Source organism: Roseovarius sp. JB2-10, from assembly GCF_055693585.1.
The window spans coordinates 1,839,446-1,854,265 of the sequence record NZ_CM146337.1 but is presented as its reverse complement, the minus strand read 5'-3'; the positions used below and the strand labels follow the sequence as shown (position 1 = coordinate 1,854,265).

The following is a 14,820-nucleotide window of genomic DNA, read 5'->3' as shown; positions in this document are numbered from 1 at the left end:
TGGTCAGTTAGACGTGTCGATGGTCTGGCCGCTCGGTCGAACTTTCTCTGACCATAGCGCCAACAGACGGCCTGTTTGCGACATATTCGATATGAAACCACAAATTTCAGGCCATCCCCAAGCCATATCCAAAAGTATAATAAATTCTCGCCTATTTTCAAATTTTTCTATATTTTCAATGCCAATTTTTGTCACCAGGCCGCTGCCCATGGCCAGGTACAATCTGACCGAATGGTCAGAAAACGACACCCCTTGCTTAACCGCGATTGCGTCTACAACAACGGGGACGTGCCCATCACGGTCGCTTTGCGCGCAATTTACTGAAGTAATCCAACCGCCGCTTCAACTCGCGTTCGAAGCCGCGCTCTACGGGCTGGTAAAGCACAGGGCGCTTGAGACCGTCGGGAAAGTAATTCTGGCCGGAAAATCCATCTTCCGCATCGTGATCGTAGGCATAGCCATCTCCGTACCCCTGCTCCTTCATCAATGCCGTCGGTGCATTGAGGATGTGTTTTGGGGGCGGCTCAGACCCTGTGCGCTTGGCCTCCTTCGTTGCGGCCTTATAGGCCACGTAGCCCGCATTCGATTTCGGCGCCAACGCCAGATAGGTTACAGCCTGGGCAAGTGCCAATTCACCTTCAGGGCTACCCAGCCGTTCATACGTCTCCCACGCCTGCACGCAAATGCCCTGCGCTTGCGGATCCGCCAGACCGATATCTTCAACAGCCATGCGGGTGATCCGACGTGCCAGATATCGGGGGTCTTCCCCCCTGTCAGCATGCGAGCGAACCAGTAAAGCGCCGCATCGGGATCGGAGCCCCGCACGGATTTATGCAGGGCGCTGATCAGGTTGTAGTGTTCATCCCCACCCTTGTCGTATTTGGCTGCGCGTCTCATCAGGCGTTTGGTCAGAGCATCGGTGTCGAGTTTGCCGTCGACCTTCCATGCCGCAACCTGTTCGATCAGATTGAGGAGCGCCCGGCCATCTCCATCCGCCATCTCCAATAGCGCCTCGCGCGCTGGTCCATCCAGCGGCAGCGCCATACCCAGCTCTTTCTCCGCCCGCTGCGTCAACCTTTCCAGATCCGCCAGATCAAGCCGCTCAAGCACCAATACCTGTGCCCGGCTCAGAAGAGCGGCGTTCAACTCGAAACTGGGGTTTTCAGTTGTTGCACCAACCAGCAGGATGGTGCCGTCTTCCATATGCGGCAGAAATCCATCCTGCTGTGCCTTGTTGAAACGGTGGATTTCATCGACAAAAAGCAGCGTCCCCTGCCCGTTCGAGCGCCGCAACCGGGCCGCCTCAAACACTTTGCGCAGTTCTGGAACGCCCGTGAAAATCGCGCTGATCTGAACAAAATGCAGATCGGTTTCATCCGCCAGCAGACGGGCAATTGTGGTTTTTCCCACGCCCGGCGGCCCCCAGAACACCAAAGAACTCAGCGAGCCCGAAGATAGCATCACGCCAAGCGGCGCGTCGGGCCCCAGGACCTGGGCCTGACCGATTACATCCGCAATCTTGCGGGGCCGAAGCCGATCCGCCAGCGGGCGCGGCGCGGTGTCGGGAACAGCGGCCCCCGGCGCGGTATCGAAGAGATCAGCCAACCCGTTACAGCCTGAACCGCAGGACACTACGCTTGTTGCCGCGTTGCACGTCCAATGATAACCAGCGTGTGCGTTCTTCCAGCAGTTCTTTGGCGCGACTGGTGTCCCGGACCTCTTCTTCGTTAACCCCACGCAAAATGTCACCTCTGCGAAGGCCAGCCCGCGCGCCAACCGGGCCGGGATCTGCCACAACCACACCAGACGCCGTCAGCGGCAGGCCATATTCCGCAATCACCGCCGGGTTTACATTGGTCAATTGCATGCCGGGAATGGTCGATGCTTTACCTGTTTTGATCAGCATGCGGTCTGGCATATCCGGGGCCGGGATCAAAGATACCGTGACCGTGCGCTCGGTGCCGTCGCGCAAAAGATCAACCTCGGCCTCGCTGCCCATGCCGGCGACAGACATGCGAAAAATCATTTCTTGCGCCGTGTTCACGGCAAGCCCGTCGACGGCGGTGATCACATCACCTGGCAAAACGCCTGCGACCTGAAACGGGCTTTGGGGATGGATTTGCGAAATGACAATCCCGCCCGGGCGATCAAGACCCAACCCTTCGGCCATATCTGCCATCACCGGCTGTCCACTCAACCCGGCCCAGGGGCGTACAAACGTGTCATGGCCATGCTGGGCCTGCGCCACGAATTCAGCCACCAACGCGCTGGGTATGGCAAATCCGATACCGTTTGAGCCACCCGACCGTGACAGAATCCATGTGTTTATTCCGATCAACCTCCCGGCCATATCCACAAGCGCGCCGCCAGAATTGCCTGGATTGATCGGCGCGTCGGTCTGGATGTAATAGCCCCGCTCGGTCCCGACCGCGACGCCGGAGCGCGCCAATCCCGAAACAATTCCGCTGCTGACGGTTTGCCCAACGCCAAAGGGATTGCCGATGGCCAGAACCAGCTCGCCAACCTCTACGCTATCGCTGTTGCGGAATTCCAGCGTTGGCAACACGCCGTCCGCTTCGTCAATCTGCAGGATCGCCAGATCGCTTTCCTGATCCGCAAGCAGAACACGCGCAGAAAATTCGCGCCGATCGGTCAGCACCACGCGGATTTCCGTCGCCATGCCCACCACGTGGTAATTGGACACAACGATGCCGTCTTCCGACAGGATCACACCGGAGCCCAATGAATTCTCGACCCGTTGTTTGGGCATCCCGAAATCGCGAAACAGCCCGTCAAATGCCGGATTTCCCCTGAATGGGCTAGCGCGGGTGCTAACAATCCGCTTGGCGTAAATATTGACCACAGCGGGTGCGGCACTTTTGACAACCGGCGCGAAGCTGAGCTGAATCTGTGCCTGAGAATTGGGGACTGTGCTTTGGGAGTCGCTGGCAGCGGCTATGCCACCAAAGGGCATTATCAGCAGGATCGCGAATAGTCTGAGCATGGCCACCTCCCAAATCTTACCTAAAGATATGCGTGCGTCGGTGCGGCAACGCAAGCAGACACAAATGCAATTCGCGCCGCAACCACAAGATTTTGAACACGGCGTCAGAACATGGCCCAGACGCCGCCCGATAAAAAAGGCAAAAGAAAACCCCCGCCCGGGAGGTCCGCGCGGGGGTTGATCGAAGGGCGAATGGCCCGGTGATCTTATTCTTCTGCGGCCTCTTCGGCTGCGACGCGGGCTTTGTCGCCTGCGCCCTTGGCATCCAGATCGCGCTCGACGAATTCGATGATCGCCATCGGCGCCATGTCACCATACCGGAAACCGGCCTTGAGGACGCGGACGTATCCACCGTTACGCTCTTTGTAGCGCGGGCCAAGGACGTCAAAGAGTTTCGTGACGTATTGGTCCTGCTTCAGCTGGCTGGCGGCCTGACGGCGCGCATGCAGATCGCCGCGCTTGCCAAGGGTGATCAGCTTTTCCACGATACGGCGCAGTTCTTTGGCCTTTGGCAGCGTGGTTTTGATTTGTTCGTGTTCAATCAGCGAGCCGGCCATGTTGGCCCAAAGCGCCTTGCGGTGCTCATGGGTACGGTTCAGGCGGCGGTAGCCTCGTGCGTGACGCATTTTCTTAGTTCCTTCTCAATTTTGCTTTGTCCGGTGGTCTGATGCGTGTCAGCCACTCTCCTTGGGGCGGGATTGCCCATGTTGTCCCCGGCTCATCCCGGGCAGTTGTGAAGACGCGCTTTAAAACGCGTCTTCGAATTTCTTGGCCAGATCTTCGATGTTGTCCGGCGGCCAGTCCTCGACATCCATGCCCAGATGCAGCGCCATGCCGCTCAGGACTTCCTTGATCTCGTTGAGCGACTTGCGGCCGAAATTCGGCGTGCGCAGCATCTCTGCTTCGGTCTTCTGGATCAGATCGCCGATGTAAACAATGTTGTCGTTTTTCAAGCAGTTAGCCGAACGAACCGACAGTTCCAACTCGTCCACTTTCTTGAGCAGAAGCGGGTTGAACTCGAGGCCATCGTCTTCGTCCTGACGGCTGGCGCTTTCGGGCTCTTCGAAGTTTACGAAGATGGAAAGCTGATCCTGAATGATCCGCGCGGCATAGGCCACGGCATCATCGGGTGTGATCGAACCGTCGGTTTCGACCTTCATGGTCAGCTTGTCATAGTCCAGCACCTGACCTTCACGGGTCGGCTGCACGTCATAGCTGACTTTCTTGATCGGCGAATAGATCGCATCCACCGGGATCAGGCCAATCGGCGCATCCTCTGGCTTGTTCTTGTCGGCAGCAACGTAACCTTTGCCCTGGTTCACGGTCAGTTCCATGAACAGGTCTGCGCCCTCATCAAGGTGGCAAATTACGTGATCCTTGTTCAGGATCTCGATGCCCGCGCTTTCCGAGATGTCACCCGCTGTGACAACACCGGGGCCCTTGGCATTGATCGACAGACGCTTAGGCCCTTCGATTTCCATGCGCAGGCTTACGCCCTTGAGATTCAGAACAACGTCAGTGACGTCTTCGCGAACGCCCGCAACGGATGAGAACTCGTGCAGAACGTTGTCGATTTGCACACTGGTGATGGCCGCGCCTTGCAGCGACGACAGCAAAACGCGGCGCAGCGCGTTGCCCAATGTCAGACCAAAACCACGCTCCAGCGGTTCGGCCACAACAGTTGCCTGGCGGATCGGGTCATTGCCCGGTTTGATCTCCAACTGCGTTGGCTTGATCAGTTCAGCCCAATTTTTGTGGATCATATGTCCCTCCATTCCTGTTCAGCCCTCATGTCCAAAAAGGCGGAACGCCCGAGGTTAAAATGACGAATTGGGGCCGTGTGAAAACACGCAGCCCCAAAGGTAGGAATAGCTCAGACCCGGCGACGTTTCGGCGGGCGGCAGCCATTATGTGCAATCGGTGTCACATCACGGATCGACGTGATGTTGAACCCAACAGCCGCCAGCGCGCGCAATGCGCTTTCGCGGCCAGAACCCGGGCCCTGCACTTCGACTTCCAGCGTGCGCATGCCATGCTCTTGTGCCTTGCGGCCCGCATCCTCGGCGGCCATCTGAGCCGCGTAAGGGGTGGATTTGCGCGAGCCTTTGAAACCCATGGTGCCTGCGGAAGACCATGCGATGGCATTGCCTTGCACGTCCGAGATCAGGATCTTTGTGTTGTTGAACGAAGAGTTTACATGAGCAACGCCTGTGGCGATGTTCTTGGAGACCTTCTTTTTGGTGCGTTTGGTATCGCGTGCCATTGATCAGCCCTCCCTTATTTCTTCTTACCGGCAATGGCCTTTGCGGGGCCTTTGCGGGTACGTGCGTTTGTGTGGGTGCGCTGACCGCGGACTGGCAGGTTACGACGATGGCGCAGGCCACGGTAACAGCCCAGATCCATCAGGCGTTTGATGTTCATCTGCGTCTCACGGCGCAGGTCGCCTTCGACGTTCAGGTTGGCATCAATATGTTCGCGAACGGCCAGAACCTCGGCATCGCTCAGCTCATTGACGCGACGGGTTTCGTCGATCTTTACGGCTTCGCAGATGGCCTTGGCGGTCGAATGGCCAATTCCGGTGATATATGTCAGGGCGATTGGGACCCGTTTGTTGGTCGGGAGGTTTACGCCGGCAATACGTGCCACGTGTCTTTTCCTTTCGTTGCGGTTCCGTAGCTCCAGAACCTTTTTTCACAACGTAGGCCCGAGGCGTTTTCGCTCCGGGCCGCAGCTGAATTTCTATGATCTGATCCGTCTTTGGGCGCGACCCAAATCAGAATCAATTCTCATGCGAGATGGTGGTGAGTATGAGGAATCGCCCGGCCCGTCAAGCCCGTGTCAAGGATTTTCGCTTCCGTCACAGCCAATGGGTCGTATCACCGCGAACCCAACGGTTTTTAATACCCGGTTCTACATGACACTTTATCCCCGATACCTGCGCCGGAACAGGCCAAATCCTCCAAGCGCAGTAGCAAGAAACCCCAGGCTGGATGGCAATGGGACAACCGAGGGCGGCGTCAGGTTTGTGGCAATAAACAGATCGATGGAACCGCCATATACACCAATGGTTGTCTCGTCCCCCCATCTGATTGACATGTCGCCATTGAAACTCGGCATCGCAAGAAACTCTTCGACCGTCGGCATATCACTTGCAAACATTGTTTGCGAAAAATCGTTGAAACGAAACTCGAACATCAGCGGCGACAGCCCGTCAAGATCGGGACCGGTGATGTTGTCCAACCTCAGCCGGAGGAAATCCGTCGGGCCAGCCGGGTTTATCGCTGTATCGTTCACAACAAAGGTCGTCAGGTTACTGGAATTAGTCGTCGCATAGGAGAACCCGCCTATGGTCATATCGGCCGAGACAACCGAGAGCGTGTCTGGATCACCATCATACTCGACCCGCAGGTTGCCTGTGAATGGCGCAAAATTCGCGATGGGCGGGTCAGCGACGTACGGACCAGACCGAAAACCTATACTGGCGATGAAAAAGAAATCGAGCGTGGCGGCGCTGGCGGCGATTGGGTTCAGGAACAACACTGCCAAACCAAGAAATAAACGAATACGTTTCAAAACAATTCTCCTGTCAGATATCAAAATTGCTTTCTAAAATAATGTCCTACCTTAGCATTTATGCCCGTTGTGGTCGATCTTGCCGCTGGATCAGGTCATGGTGCCCTGGGTATTGCCTGGGTGAGATACAGCCCTGATTTGGCTTGATCCGTACTGCACCAGAACGGAACCCACGGTATTTAAATGAAAAAGGGCCCCGGCGATTTGCCGCGACCCCATCAAGACTACAATAAGCGGTTTTTGACCGTATCAGCCGTCCAAAGTGGCATTGATCTCCGCATGCACCTCGTCGATTTCGCCCAAGCCGTCGACCCAACCGAGATTTCCCTTGGCGTGGTAATAGCCGATCAGCATCGAGGTTTTCTTGTAGTATTCCATCAGCCGGTTCTTGAGGCTTTCTTCGTTGTCATCGGCGCGGCGCTTGAATTCGGTGCTGCCGCAATTCGCGCATTTGCCATCTGCCGGGATCGGCTTGGTGATATCGTTGTAGACAGCGCCACACCCGCCACAGGTCGAGCGGGCGGTGATCCGGGCCACTAGGGCGTCATCATTGACTTCCATCGCCACGACCTTGTCGAGCGTTTCGCCGGTATCTTCCAGCAACTCCGCCAAGGCATCGGCCTGTGCCAGCGTCCGGGGGAAGCCATCAAAGATGAACCCGCCCTGCTTGTCGCCCTGCAATTTCTCGCGGATGAGGCCAATCACGATCTCATCGGTGACCAGATCGCCGCGCGCCATAACATCGGCCACAACCTTACCCATCTCGGTCCCACTGTCCTTGGCTTCACGCAGCATATCGCCGGTTGAAAGCTGGATCATGTTGCGCGCTTCGACCAGAAGATGCGCTTGCGTGCCTTTTCCGGCACCCGGTGGTCCAAGAAGAATAATGTTCATCGGCGAGATGTCCCTTTCCTGCGCGCACGCTTGCGGCCTTTACCGCTGAGCTGTGATTTTTCAATCAGACCCTCATATTGATGCGCCAGAAGGTGCGACTGAACCTGCTGGATTGTATCCATTGTCACGGAAACCACAATCAGAACAGACGTACCGCCGAAATAGAACGGGATTTGCAGCTGGCTGCGCAGGATTTCCGGCAGCAAACAAACCGCCGCCAGATAGGCCGAACCCAACACCAGAACACGGGTGACCACGTATTCCAGATACTCTGCGGTTTTCTTGCCCGGACGGACGCCCGGTACAAACCCGCTTTGGTTCTTCAGGTTTTCCGCTACCTCTTCCGGTTTGAACGACACGTTGTAGGTATAGAAATACGCGAAGAACACGATCATCAGCGTAAAGAACAAAAGGTAGAGCGGCTGACCCGGTCCGAAATAGGCCAGAACCGTGGACATCAGCGGGCTTGTCTGGTTGCCCGAGAATGTGCTGATCGTGATCGGCAACAGCAAGAGCGAGCTGGCAAAGATCGCAGGGATCACGCCCGCCGGGTTCACCTTGACCGGCAGGTGGCTGGAGCCGCCATCATAGACCTTCATCCCCACCTGACGGCGCGGATACTGAATGTGGATTTTGCGCAGAGAGCGTTCCATGAACACCACGAAGGCGATCGTGACAACCACCAGGATCATCACACCGATGATCACAGCAGGGCTGATCGCACCGCTGCGGCCACTGGCAAAAAACTGCGCCAGAGCGGCAGGAAGTTCGGCGATGATGCCGACGAAGATGATCAGTGAGATACCGTTGCCGACGCCGCGTGCGGTGATCTGCTCACCCAGCCACATCAGGAACATCGTGCCACCCACAAGGGTGATCATGCACGAGACAATAAAGAACATGCCCGGATCGGTTGCCAACCCGCCGGATTGCAAGCTGACCGCCATACCGTAGGATTGCAACGTCGCCAGAAACACCGTCCCGTATCGGGTGTATTGGTTGATTTTCTTGCGGCCCTGTTCGCCTTCTTTCTTCAGCTGTTCGAGCTTTGGCACCATGGCCGTCATCAACTGCACGATGATCGAGGCGCTGATGTAAGGCATGATCCCGAGGGCAAAAATGCCCATCCGGCCCAAAGCACCGCCCGTAAACATCGACAGGATACCACCGATGCCTTGCGAGGCTTGTTCCATGAAGGCGCGCAGTTCGGCCCCATCGATCCCCGGCACCGGAATATAGGTGCCCAGACGATAAACGATCAGCAAACCAAGCGTGAAAAGGATGCGATTGCGAAGATCGGTTGCCTTGCCAAGTGCCGACCAGCTGGTGTTGGCGGCCATTTGCTCTGCTGCAGATACCATTCGCGGTCTCTCTCTAAAATCAACGCCGCCTCAAGCTGTTTTCCAGCTCGGGCGGCGTCAAATGGAAAACTTAAAGGAGTATGTAAGGCGCGGGGGCGCCTCTCACAACCTCTTATTCAGCCGCAGGCGCGGATGTGACTGTCAGCGAACCGCCCGCTTTTTCCACCGCTTCGACGGCAGATTTGGACGCACCGGTGACTTCCAGCTTCACTTTTGCGCTGATTTCGCCCTTGGCGAGGACACGCACGCCGTCCAATTTGCGGCGGATAATGCCATTCTCGAGCAGCACATCTTCGGTGATGGCTTTTTTCGCATCAAGCTTCTTGGCGTCGATGAATTTCTGGATCAGGCCCAGGTTTACAACGGCAAATTGCTTGCGGTTTGGCTTGTTGAAGCCACGCTTTGGCAGGCGTTGATAGAGCGGCATTTGCCCGCCTTCGTAACCGCCGATTGCCACACCCGAACGGGATTTCTGACCTTTGATACCACGGCCACCGGTTTTACCCATGCCCGAGCCCGGGCCACGACCAACGCGCTTCCGTTTCTTGGTGGCGCCTGGATTGTCACGCAGTTCATTCAGTTTCATTTCGCTTCTCCTAAGCCGGATGTGACCCCCGAAGCGTAACGGGTCAACCACGGCATTTCTTGATTTTTGAATCCATGGCCTGAGAGACCACCGGGGGCGTATAGACCCAACCGAAGCACGATGCAAGACATCTCGCGATCCCTTGGTGTGCCAATCAGCCCGTTGGGAAAAAGGTAAGGAAATCCAGACTTACGCTAGGGCAACTTTTCATCGCAGATTTGTCGCATAGAGACATCAAGAGAGGCCCAATTTCAAATCACCTTCCGCACGGCTTTTTCCGCCCTGCAATTTACGAATACCCCCTAATATCAGGACTATTTCTTTGACGGATTTTTTCGCCTCTCCTCTGGCCCTTTTTGGGCTGATCTCCGCCTCTCTCTCGACCGTTGCCTATCTGCCCTATATCCGCGACACGCTGCTCAAGCGCACGCAACCTCAACGTGCCTCATGGCTCATCTGGTCGGTATTGGGCTCTATTGCCTTCTTTTCGCAGCTCTATGAAGGGGCCTCCAATTCTCTGTGGTTTGCCGGCGTGCAGGTCAGCGGCACGATCACCGTGTTCCTGCTGTCCATCTGGCTCGGTGTCGGCGGGTTTCTCAATCGTCAGGATGTCATTGTCCTGCTGCTTGCAGCGGGCGGACTGGTAGCGTGGTATCTGACAAGCACTGCAATCTATGCCTTGGCCATCACCATCACAATCAGCCTGTTGGGCGGGGTCGTAACCATTCGCAAAGCGTATCTCGACCCTGCAAGCGAAACGCTGTCGACTTGGGGCTGCTCATGTATCGCATCCGTTTTCGCAATTTTGGCGGTTGGGAAATTTGATCCGGTGATCCTGGCATACCCGCTCTATCTTTTCTCTTTGAACGGCGCGATCGTCTTGGCCGTTCTTTTGGGCCAGAGAGAAACCTATCGCACGGTCAATCGCGAGAAAGCAGCGCAATCTTCTTATTCCGGCGCCGCATAACTGCCATCTGCGTCATGTTTTTCATGACCCGTCAGGGCGGGCGTGAAGACGCAAATGAAACGCAGATCGCTTTTCGTGGCACGAATGATATGCGCGTCATGCTGGTCCAGCACATACATCGTGCCGGGCCCCAACGGCCAGATGCGCCCGGTCGCCACCTCTTCCACCTCTCCCTCGCCTTCGATGCAATAGTTGGTCTCGACGTGGTTTTTGTATTCCAGAACCTGCGTGCTGCCCTTTTTGACGATTGTATCGTGGAAGGAATAACCCAGCCCATCACGTGCCAACAGCAACCGCCGACTTTCAAAGCCTTCGCCGGTCACATGGTCAGGCGTGTCGATCGTCTTTGACAGGGATTTGATGAACATCGCACGGTCCTTTCATTGCTTTTCAAGGCACTCTAGTGCCAGACTTGGGGTATGAAAACCGTTCCCAACCGATCTGCGGCATGTCTGTGCGCAGCACTGGCACTCTCGCTTGTTGCGGGGGCGCCGCCCCCTGCCGGTGCATCGTCAGGCTGCGCTGCGGATGCCATGCTGGTCTTTGATGGATCGGGATCCATGGCCGAGGTGGGGTTTGATTTAAGCGCCCCAACCCGCATTGACGACGCCCGCGAGGCCATCCGCCGTGCCATGCCCCAGATCGCGCCAATCCGGCGCATCGGGCTTCTGGTTTACGGGCCTGGCCCGGAAGGGTCGTGTGAGGGCGTCAACCTGCGTTTCGCGCCGGTCCGGGATGCGGGACAGAGGATCATCGACACAATTGACACGGTTGATCCCAACGGCCTGACCCCCCTGACCGCCTCTGTGCGCAAGGCGGCCGACGTGCTGGAATACCGGTCCAAACCGGCCATTGTCGTTCTGGTGACGGATGGCAATGAAACCTGTGGCGGGCGCCCCTGTGCAACGGGCAAGGAATTGGCCCTTTCGGCGCTGGATCTTACGATCCATGTCATCGGATTTCGCGTTGTCGCTGACCCGTTTGCCTGGGACAGCCCGGAGGCGGGCATCTATTCCGATGGCGCGTCCGTCGCCAAATGCCTCAGTGATGGTACCGGTGGCACCTATGTATCGACGGAAACTGTGGATGAACTGGCCGAAGCACTGCAGGACACGCTTGGATGTGCGTTGATTGGGCAAATTCCCACGCTTAGACATCCCACATAACAACACAGGGCAGCGCCCGACCCTGGGTGGGCGCCCAAAACGTTGTTTCTCCGCGATCTCGTCGCCAATTCCGCTAACGTTTATTCCATGTGAAACGTCGCAAAAGCGCCCTTCGGTGTGGAGGGTCGGGCGCTGCCCGGGCAAGCTGGGCGGAGCCAATTCATTTGGCAGGAAGCTGTAGAGAACACGAAAATTTATCTTCGGAAAACCGTCTTTGCAACACAGCGATACCCTTCAGCAGAGGTTGAGCTAGGTGAGTCGGAAGTTTTTCGTAAGTTGCTATGCCAATGCTTCTCATACGGAAGTCCATGTAGTCCATGTGATCTCTTTTGATGTCATCAATCAGCAACAAAGCCGTAGAAACTGCAAACGCCTCTTCGCAGTCGGGCGCATATACATGAGCCCTAAGTTCAATAGCTTCCAAAGGGTACCAGTACATTTCATCATCCATAACTTCACAAGCCTGTTCTTCGATGAGCTTCTTGAGCGCCGAAAAGTGTTGTTGGCGCTCGTAGGTGTCTGCATGACTGTCCGCCGTAGCGATTTGCCATAACACTTCATCGGGTACCGAATGAATCAACCGTTTCAAGTCGCGAACGGCAATTTCCGTTTCTGATAATAGTTCGGTCACTCAAACCTCCTCACGAAAAAACCCCAGCCATTTCTGGCCGGGGTGCTCTATTTTGCAAGGCCGGGGCTCCGCCCGTTCGCACCTGAAATCATCCGCTGGATGATTTCCTAGTCGGCGCTCACCCCTTTTCCTCGACGATCTCAACCATATGCGGGATCTTAGCGATCATGCCGCGCACGGCTGGGGTGTCTTCCAGCTCGCGGGTTTTGTGCATCTTGTTCAGACCCAAACCGATCAGCGTCTGACGCTGTTTGCCCGGACGGCGGATCGGGGAACCGATCTGTTTGACGACGATAGTCTTTGCCATTGGTCGCTCTCCTTACGCTTCAGCTTCGGCAGGGGCAGCCGGTGCGTCATCTTTTTTGAGGATGTCGGCAACCTTCTTACCACGGCGTTGAGCTACCATGCGCGGGCTGGCTTCGCGGCCAAGGCCGTTCAGCGTGGCGCGGATCATGTTGTAGGGGTTCTGCGAGCCGATTGATTTGGCCACAACGTCCTGTACACCCAGCATCTCAAACACAGCCCGCATCGGACCACCGGCGATGATACCGGTACCGGTTGGGGCGGTACGCATGACCACTTTACCGGCGCCGTGACGGCCTTCGATGTCGTGGTGCAGCGTACGGCCTTCGCGCAGCGGCACACGGATCATCTGGCGCTTGGCTTGTTCTGTTGCCTTGCGGATCGCCTCGGGCACCTCTTTGGCTTTACCCTTGCCGAAACCGACGCGGCCCTTTTGGTCGCCAACAACGACCAGAGCAGCGAAGCCAAAGCGCTTACCGCCTTTAACTGTTTTCGATACGCGGTTGATTGCAACCAAACGATCGGCGAATTCCGGCGCTTCGTCGCGATCGCGACCTCCGCGGCGGTTGTCATCTCTTGCCATGATGGCGTCCTTTCAATGTGGCGCTTGGCGCCTCGTTTGTCTCGATCCCAGTGAGCATGAAGCTCCCGGATCATCGAGGTGGCCCAGATGCGGGCCACCTGCGCTGTTTTAGATTTTCAAACCACCTTCACGGGCGGCGTCGGCAACGGCCTTGACCTTACCGTGAAAGAGGAAACCGCCACGGTCGAAATAAGCTTCGCTTACCCCGGCCTTCTTGGCGCGCTTCGCAATCTCGGCACCCACTTTCGTGGCCGCTTCGACGTTGTTTTTACCAACCAAACCCAGGCCCTTTTCAAGGGTCGAGGCCGAGGCCAGTGTCACGCCGTTGACGTCATCGATCAGCTGAGCGCTGATGTTCTTCGACGAGCGGTGAACGCTGAGGCGTACACGGCCCGCATTGACCTTGCGAAGTTTGTTCCGAACGCGCAGGCGGCGCTTAAGGAACAGTGTTCTTTTGCTGTTTGCCATTTTATCGCGTCCTTACTTCTTCTTGCCTTCCTTCTGGAAGATATACTCGTCCTTGTAGCGAATGCCTTTGCCCTTGTAGGGCTCGGGGCGACGCCAGTCGCGGATGTTGGCCGCGACCTGACCGACGAGTTGCTTGTTCGTGCCCTCAACGACCAGTTCGGTCTGTTTGGGGGCCGTCACAGTCACTCCAGCAGGTACTTCAAAATCCACGTCATGGCTCAGACCAAGGTTCAGTTTGACAATATTGCCCTGAACCGTTGCCCGATAACCCACGCCGCGGATCTCAAGCTCTTTCTTGAACGTTTCGTTGCAGCCTTGAACCATGTTCGCGATCACGGTGCGGGTCATGCCCCACTGTTGGCGCGCACGTTTGGATTTGCCGCGCGGTGTCACGGTGACCTGATCGTTTTCAACGGTCAGTGTGACATCGTCGGTGGCGGTAAAGCTCTGCGTGTCTTTCGGGCCTTTGACCTCGATGGTCTGACCTGAGAGAGACGCAGTCACGCCACTTGGCAATGCAACGGGTTGTTTTCCGATACGAGACATTTCAAAGCCCCCTTAGAATACGGTGCAGAGCACTTCGCCGCCAACATTCTGGCTACGGGCACTTGCATCCGACATCACGCCTTTCGACGTAGAGACAATCGACACGCCCAGGCCCTGACGGACAACGGGGATGTCATTGACGCTCAGGTAAACGCGACGACCGGGTTTGGAGACCCGTTTCATTTCGCGAATGACAGGCTCGCCTTCGAAATATTTCAAGCTGACTTCGATCGCAGGGTGACCATCCTTGCCGGTGGTCGCCTCATAGCCACGGATATATCCTTCGTCCGCCAGAACATCGAGAACGCGTGTGCGCATTTTCGAGGCAGGCATCATGACGGTGGATTTACCGCGCATTTGGCAGTTGCGGATACGGGCCAGCATATCGCCGATAGGATCATTCATATCAAATCTCCCTTACCAGCTGGATTTCACGAGGCCGGGGGCCTGGCCGTTCGAGCCAAGCTCGCGCAGCGCGATCCGTGAAACCTTGAGTTTGCGGTAATACGCATGTGGACGACCGGTCAGCTGACAACGGTTGTGCAGCCGGGTGGCCGAGCTGTTGCGCGGCAGTTTCGCCAGCTTCAGGGAGGCGCGGAAACGCTCTTCCATAGGCTTGGCTTCGTCATTCACGATCTCTTTGAGCGCAGCACGCTTGGCAGCATACTTTTCAACCAGCTTCTGGCGCTTCTTCTCGCGTTCGATCATTGCTTTTTTAGCCATAAGTCTTTCCTCCCG

At 56.6% G+C, this 14,820-nt stretch carries 19 protein-coding genes and 1 pseudogene; 2 read left to right on the top strand and 18 right to left on the bottom strand.

Annotated features, from left to right (window positions below; genetic code table 11):
- Positions 1 to 295: 295 nt before the first annotated feature.
- The 10 genes and pseudogenes from ACZ1HJ_RS09270 to rplO form a co-directional block, all read right to left on the bottom strand.
- A pseudogene (locus tag ACZ1HJ_RS09270) lies at positions 296 to 1,605 on the bottom strand (replication-associated recombination protein A).
- Between the two features lie 4 nt (positions 1,606 to 1,609).
- Complete coding sequence (locus tag ACZ1HJ_RS09265) at positions 1,610 to 3,004, bottom strand: trypsin-like peptidase domain-containing protein (RefSeq protein WP_472722005.1); 1,395 nt, start codon at positions 3,002 to 3,004, stop codon at positions 1,610 to 1,612.
- A 206-nt stretch (positions 3,005 to 3,210) separates the two neighbouring features.
- Complete coding sequence (gene rplQ / locus ACZ1HJ_RS09260) at positions 3,211 to 3,630, bottom strand: 50S ribosomal protein L17 (protein ID WP_472722004.1); 420 nt, start codon at positions 3,628 to 3,630, stop codon at positions 3,211 to 3,213.
- 120 nt (positions 3,631 to 3,750) lie between these two features.
- Positions 3,751 to 4,767, bottom strand: coding sequence for a DNA-directed RNA polymerase subunit alpha (locus ACZ1HJ_RS09255; protein WP_472722003.1), 1,017 nt, complete (start codon positions 4,765 to 4,767; stop codon positions 3,751 to 3,753).
- A gap of 110 nt (positions 4,768 to 4,877) precedes the next feature.
- Entirely contained in the window at positions 4,878 to 5,267 is a 390-nt protein-coding gene (gene rpsK, locus ACZ1HJ_RS09250) for a 30S ribosomal protein S11 (RefSeq protein WP_085798477.1), read from the bottom strand.
- A 14-nt stretch (positions 5,268 to 5,281) separates the two neighbouring features.
- On the bottom strand, positions 5,282 to 5,650 hold the full coding sequence (gene rpsM, locus ACZ1HJ_RS09245) for a 30S ribosomal protein S13 (RefSeq protein ID WP_472722002.1): 369 nt from the start codon (positions 5,648 to 5,650) through the stop codon (positions 5,282 to 5,284).
- Positions 5,651 to 5,926: 276 nt separating this feature from the next.
- On the bottom strand, positions 5,927 to 6,577 hold the full coding sequence (locus ACZ1HJ_RS09240) for a VPLPA-CTERM sorting domain-containing protein (RefSeq protein WP_472722001.1): 651 nt from the start codon (positions 6,575 to 6,577) through the stop codon (positions 5,927 to 5,929).
- A gap of 249 nt (positions 6,578 to 6,826) precedes the next feature.
- On the bottom strand, positions 6,827 to 7,471 hold the full coding sequence (locus tag ACZ1HJ_RS09235; RefSeq protein ID WP_472722000.1) for an adenylate kinase: 645 nt from the start codon (positions 7,469 to 7,471) through the stop codon (positions 6,827 to 6,829).
- Positions 7,468 to 8,832 (bottom strand): preprotein translocase subunit SecY, encoded by a 1,365-nt coding sequence (gene secY, locus ACZ1HJ_RS09230; RefSeq protein ID WP_472721999.1) that lies wholly within the window; start codon positions 8,830 to 8,832, stop codon positions 7,468 to 7,470. The genes ACZ1HJ_RS09235 and secY overlap by 4 nt, the downstream gene beginning before the upstream one ends.
- 112 nt (positions 8,833 to 8,944) lie before the next feature.
- Positions 8,945 to 9,418, bottom strand: coding sequence for a 50S ribosomal protein L15 (rplO, locus tag ACZ1HJ_RS09225; RefSeq protein ID WP_472721998.1), 474 nt, complete (start codon positions 9,416 to 9,418; stop codon positions 8,945 to 8,947).
- A 322-nt stretch (positions 9,419 to 9,740) separates the two neighbouring features.
- Here rplO and ACZ1HJ_RS09220 point away from each other — a divergent pair, with 322 nt between their 5' ends.
- On the top strand, positions 9,741 to 10,385 hold the full coding sequence (locus ACZ1HJ_RS09220) for a hypothetical protein (RefSeq protein WP_472721997.1): 645 nt from the start codon (positions 9,741 to 9,743) through the stop codon (positions 10,383 to 10,385).
- Here the strand turns inward: ACZ1HJ_RS09220 and ACZ1HJ_RS09215 are convergent.
- Complete coding sequence (locus ACZ1HJ_RS09215; protein WP_472721996.1) at positions 10,367 to 10,753, bottom strand: ectoine synthase; 387 nt, start codon at positions 10,751 to 10,753, stop codon at positions 10,367 to 10,369. The two genes, ACZ1HJ_RS09220 and ACZ1HJ_RS09215, sit on opposite strands and share 19 nt — an antisense overlap.
- Before the next feature lie 51 nt (positions 10,754 to 10,804).
- On the opposite strand from ACZ1HJ_RS09215, the gene ACZ1HJ_RS09210 reads away from it, so the two are divergent.
- Complete coding sequence (locus ACZ1HJ_RS09210; RefSeq protein ID WP_472721995.1) at positions 10,805 to 11,551, top strand: vWA domain-containing protein; 747 nt, start codon at positions 10,805 to 10,807, stop codon at positions 11,549 to 11,551.
- Positions 11,552 to 11,711: 160 nt separating this feature from the next.
- Here the strand turns inward: ACZ1HJ_RS09210 and ACZ1HJ_RS09205 are convergent, their stop codons facing one another.
- The 7 genes from ACZ1HJ_RS09205 to rpsN form a co-directional block, all read right to left on the bottom strand.
- The gene (locus ACZ1HJ_RS09205; protein ID WP_472721994.1) at positions 11,712 to 12,182 is read right to left on the bottom strand and encodes a hypothetical protein; all 471 of its coding nucleotides are present in this window, start codon (positions 12,180 to 12,182) and stop codon (positions 11,712 to 11,714) included.
- A gap of 118 nt (positions 12,183 to 12,300) precedes the next feature.
- Positions 12,301 to 12,489, bottom strand: a complete 189-nt coding sequence (gene rpmD / locus ACZ1HJ_RS09200) for a 50S ribosomal protein L30 (protein WP_472721993.1) — start codon at positions 12,487 to 12,489, stop codon at positions 12,301 to 12,303.
- 12 nt (positions 12,490 to 12,501) lie between these two features.
- A complete protein-coding gene (gene rpsE / locus ACZ1HJ_RS09195) occupies positions 12,502 to 13,068 on the bottom strand; it encodes a 30S ribosomal protein S5 (protein WP_472721992.1) in 567 nt (188 codons plus the stop codon).
- A gap of 108 nt (positions 13,069 to 13,176) precedes the next feature.
- On the bottom strand, positions 13,177 to 13,536 hold the full coding sequence (rplR, locus tag ACZ1HJ_RS09190; RefSeq protein ID WP_472721991.1) for a 50S ribosomal protein L18: 360 nt from the start codon (positions 13,534 to 13,536) through the stop codon (positions 13,177 to 13,179).
- Positions 13,537 to 13,548: 12 nt separating this feature from the next.
- Positions 13,549 to 14,082 (bottom strand): 50S ribosomal protein L6, encoded by a 534-nt coding sequence (gene rplF / locus ACZ1HJ_RS09185; RefSeq protein WP_472721990.1) that lies wholly within the window; start codon positions 14,080 to 14,082, stop codon positions 13,549 to 13,551.
- A gap of 12 nt (positions 14,083 to 14,094) precedes the next feature.
- Complete coding sequence (gene rpsH, locus ACZ1HJ_RS09180; protein ID WP_472721989.1) at positions 14,095 to 14,487, bottom strand: 30S ribosomal protein S8; 393 nt, start codon at positions 14,485 to 14,487, stop codon at positions 14,095 to 14,097.
- Between the two features lie 12 nt (positions 14,488 to 14,499).
- Positions 14,500 to 14,805: a 30S ribosomal protein S14 gene (rpsN, locus tag ACZ1HJ_RS09175; protein ID WP_085802462.1), complete on the bottom strand. Its 306-nt coding sequence runs from the start codon at positions 14,803 to 14,805 to the stop codon at positions 14,500 to 14,502.
- Positions 14,806 to 14,820 lie beyond the last annotated feature (15 nt).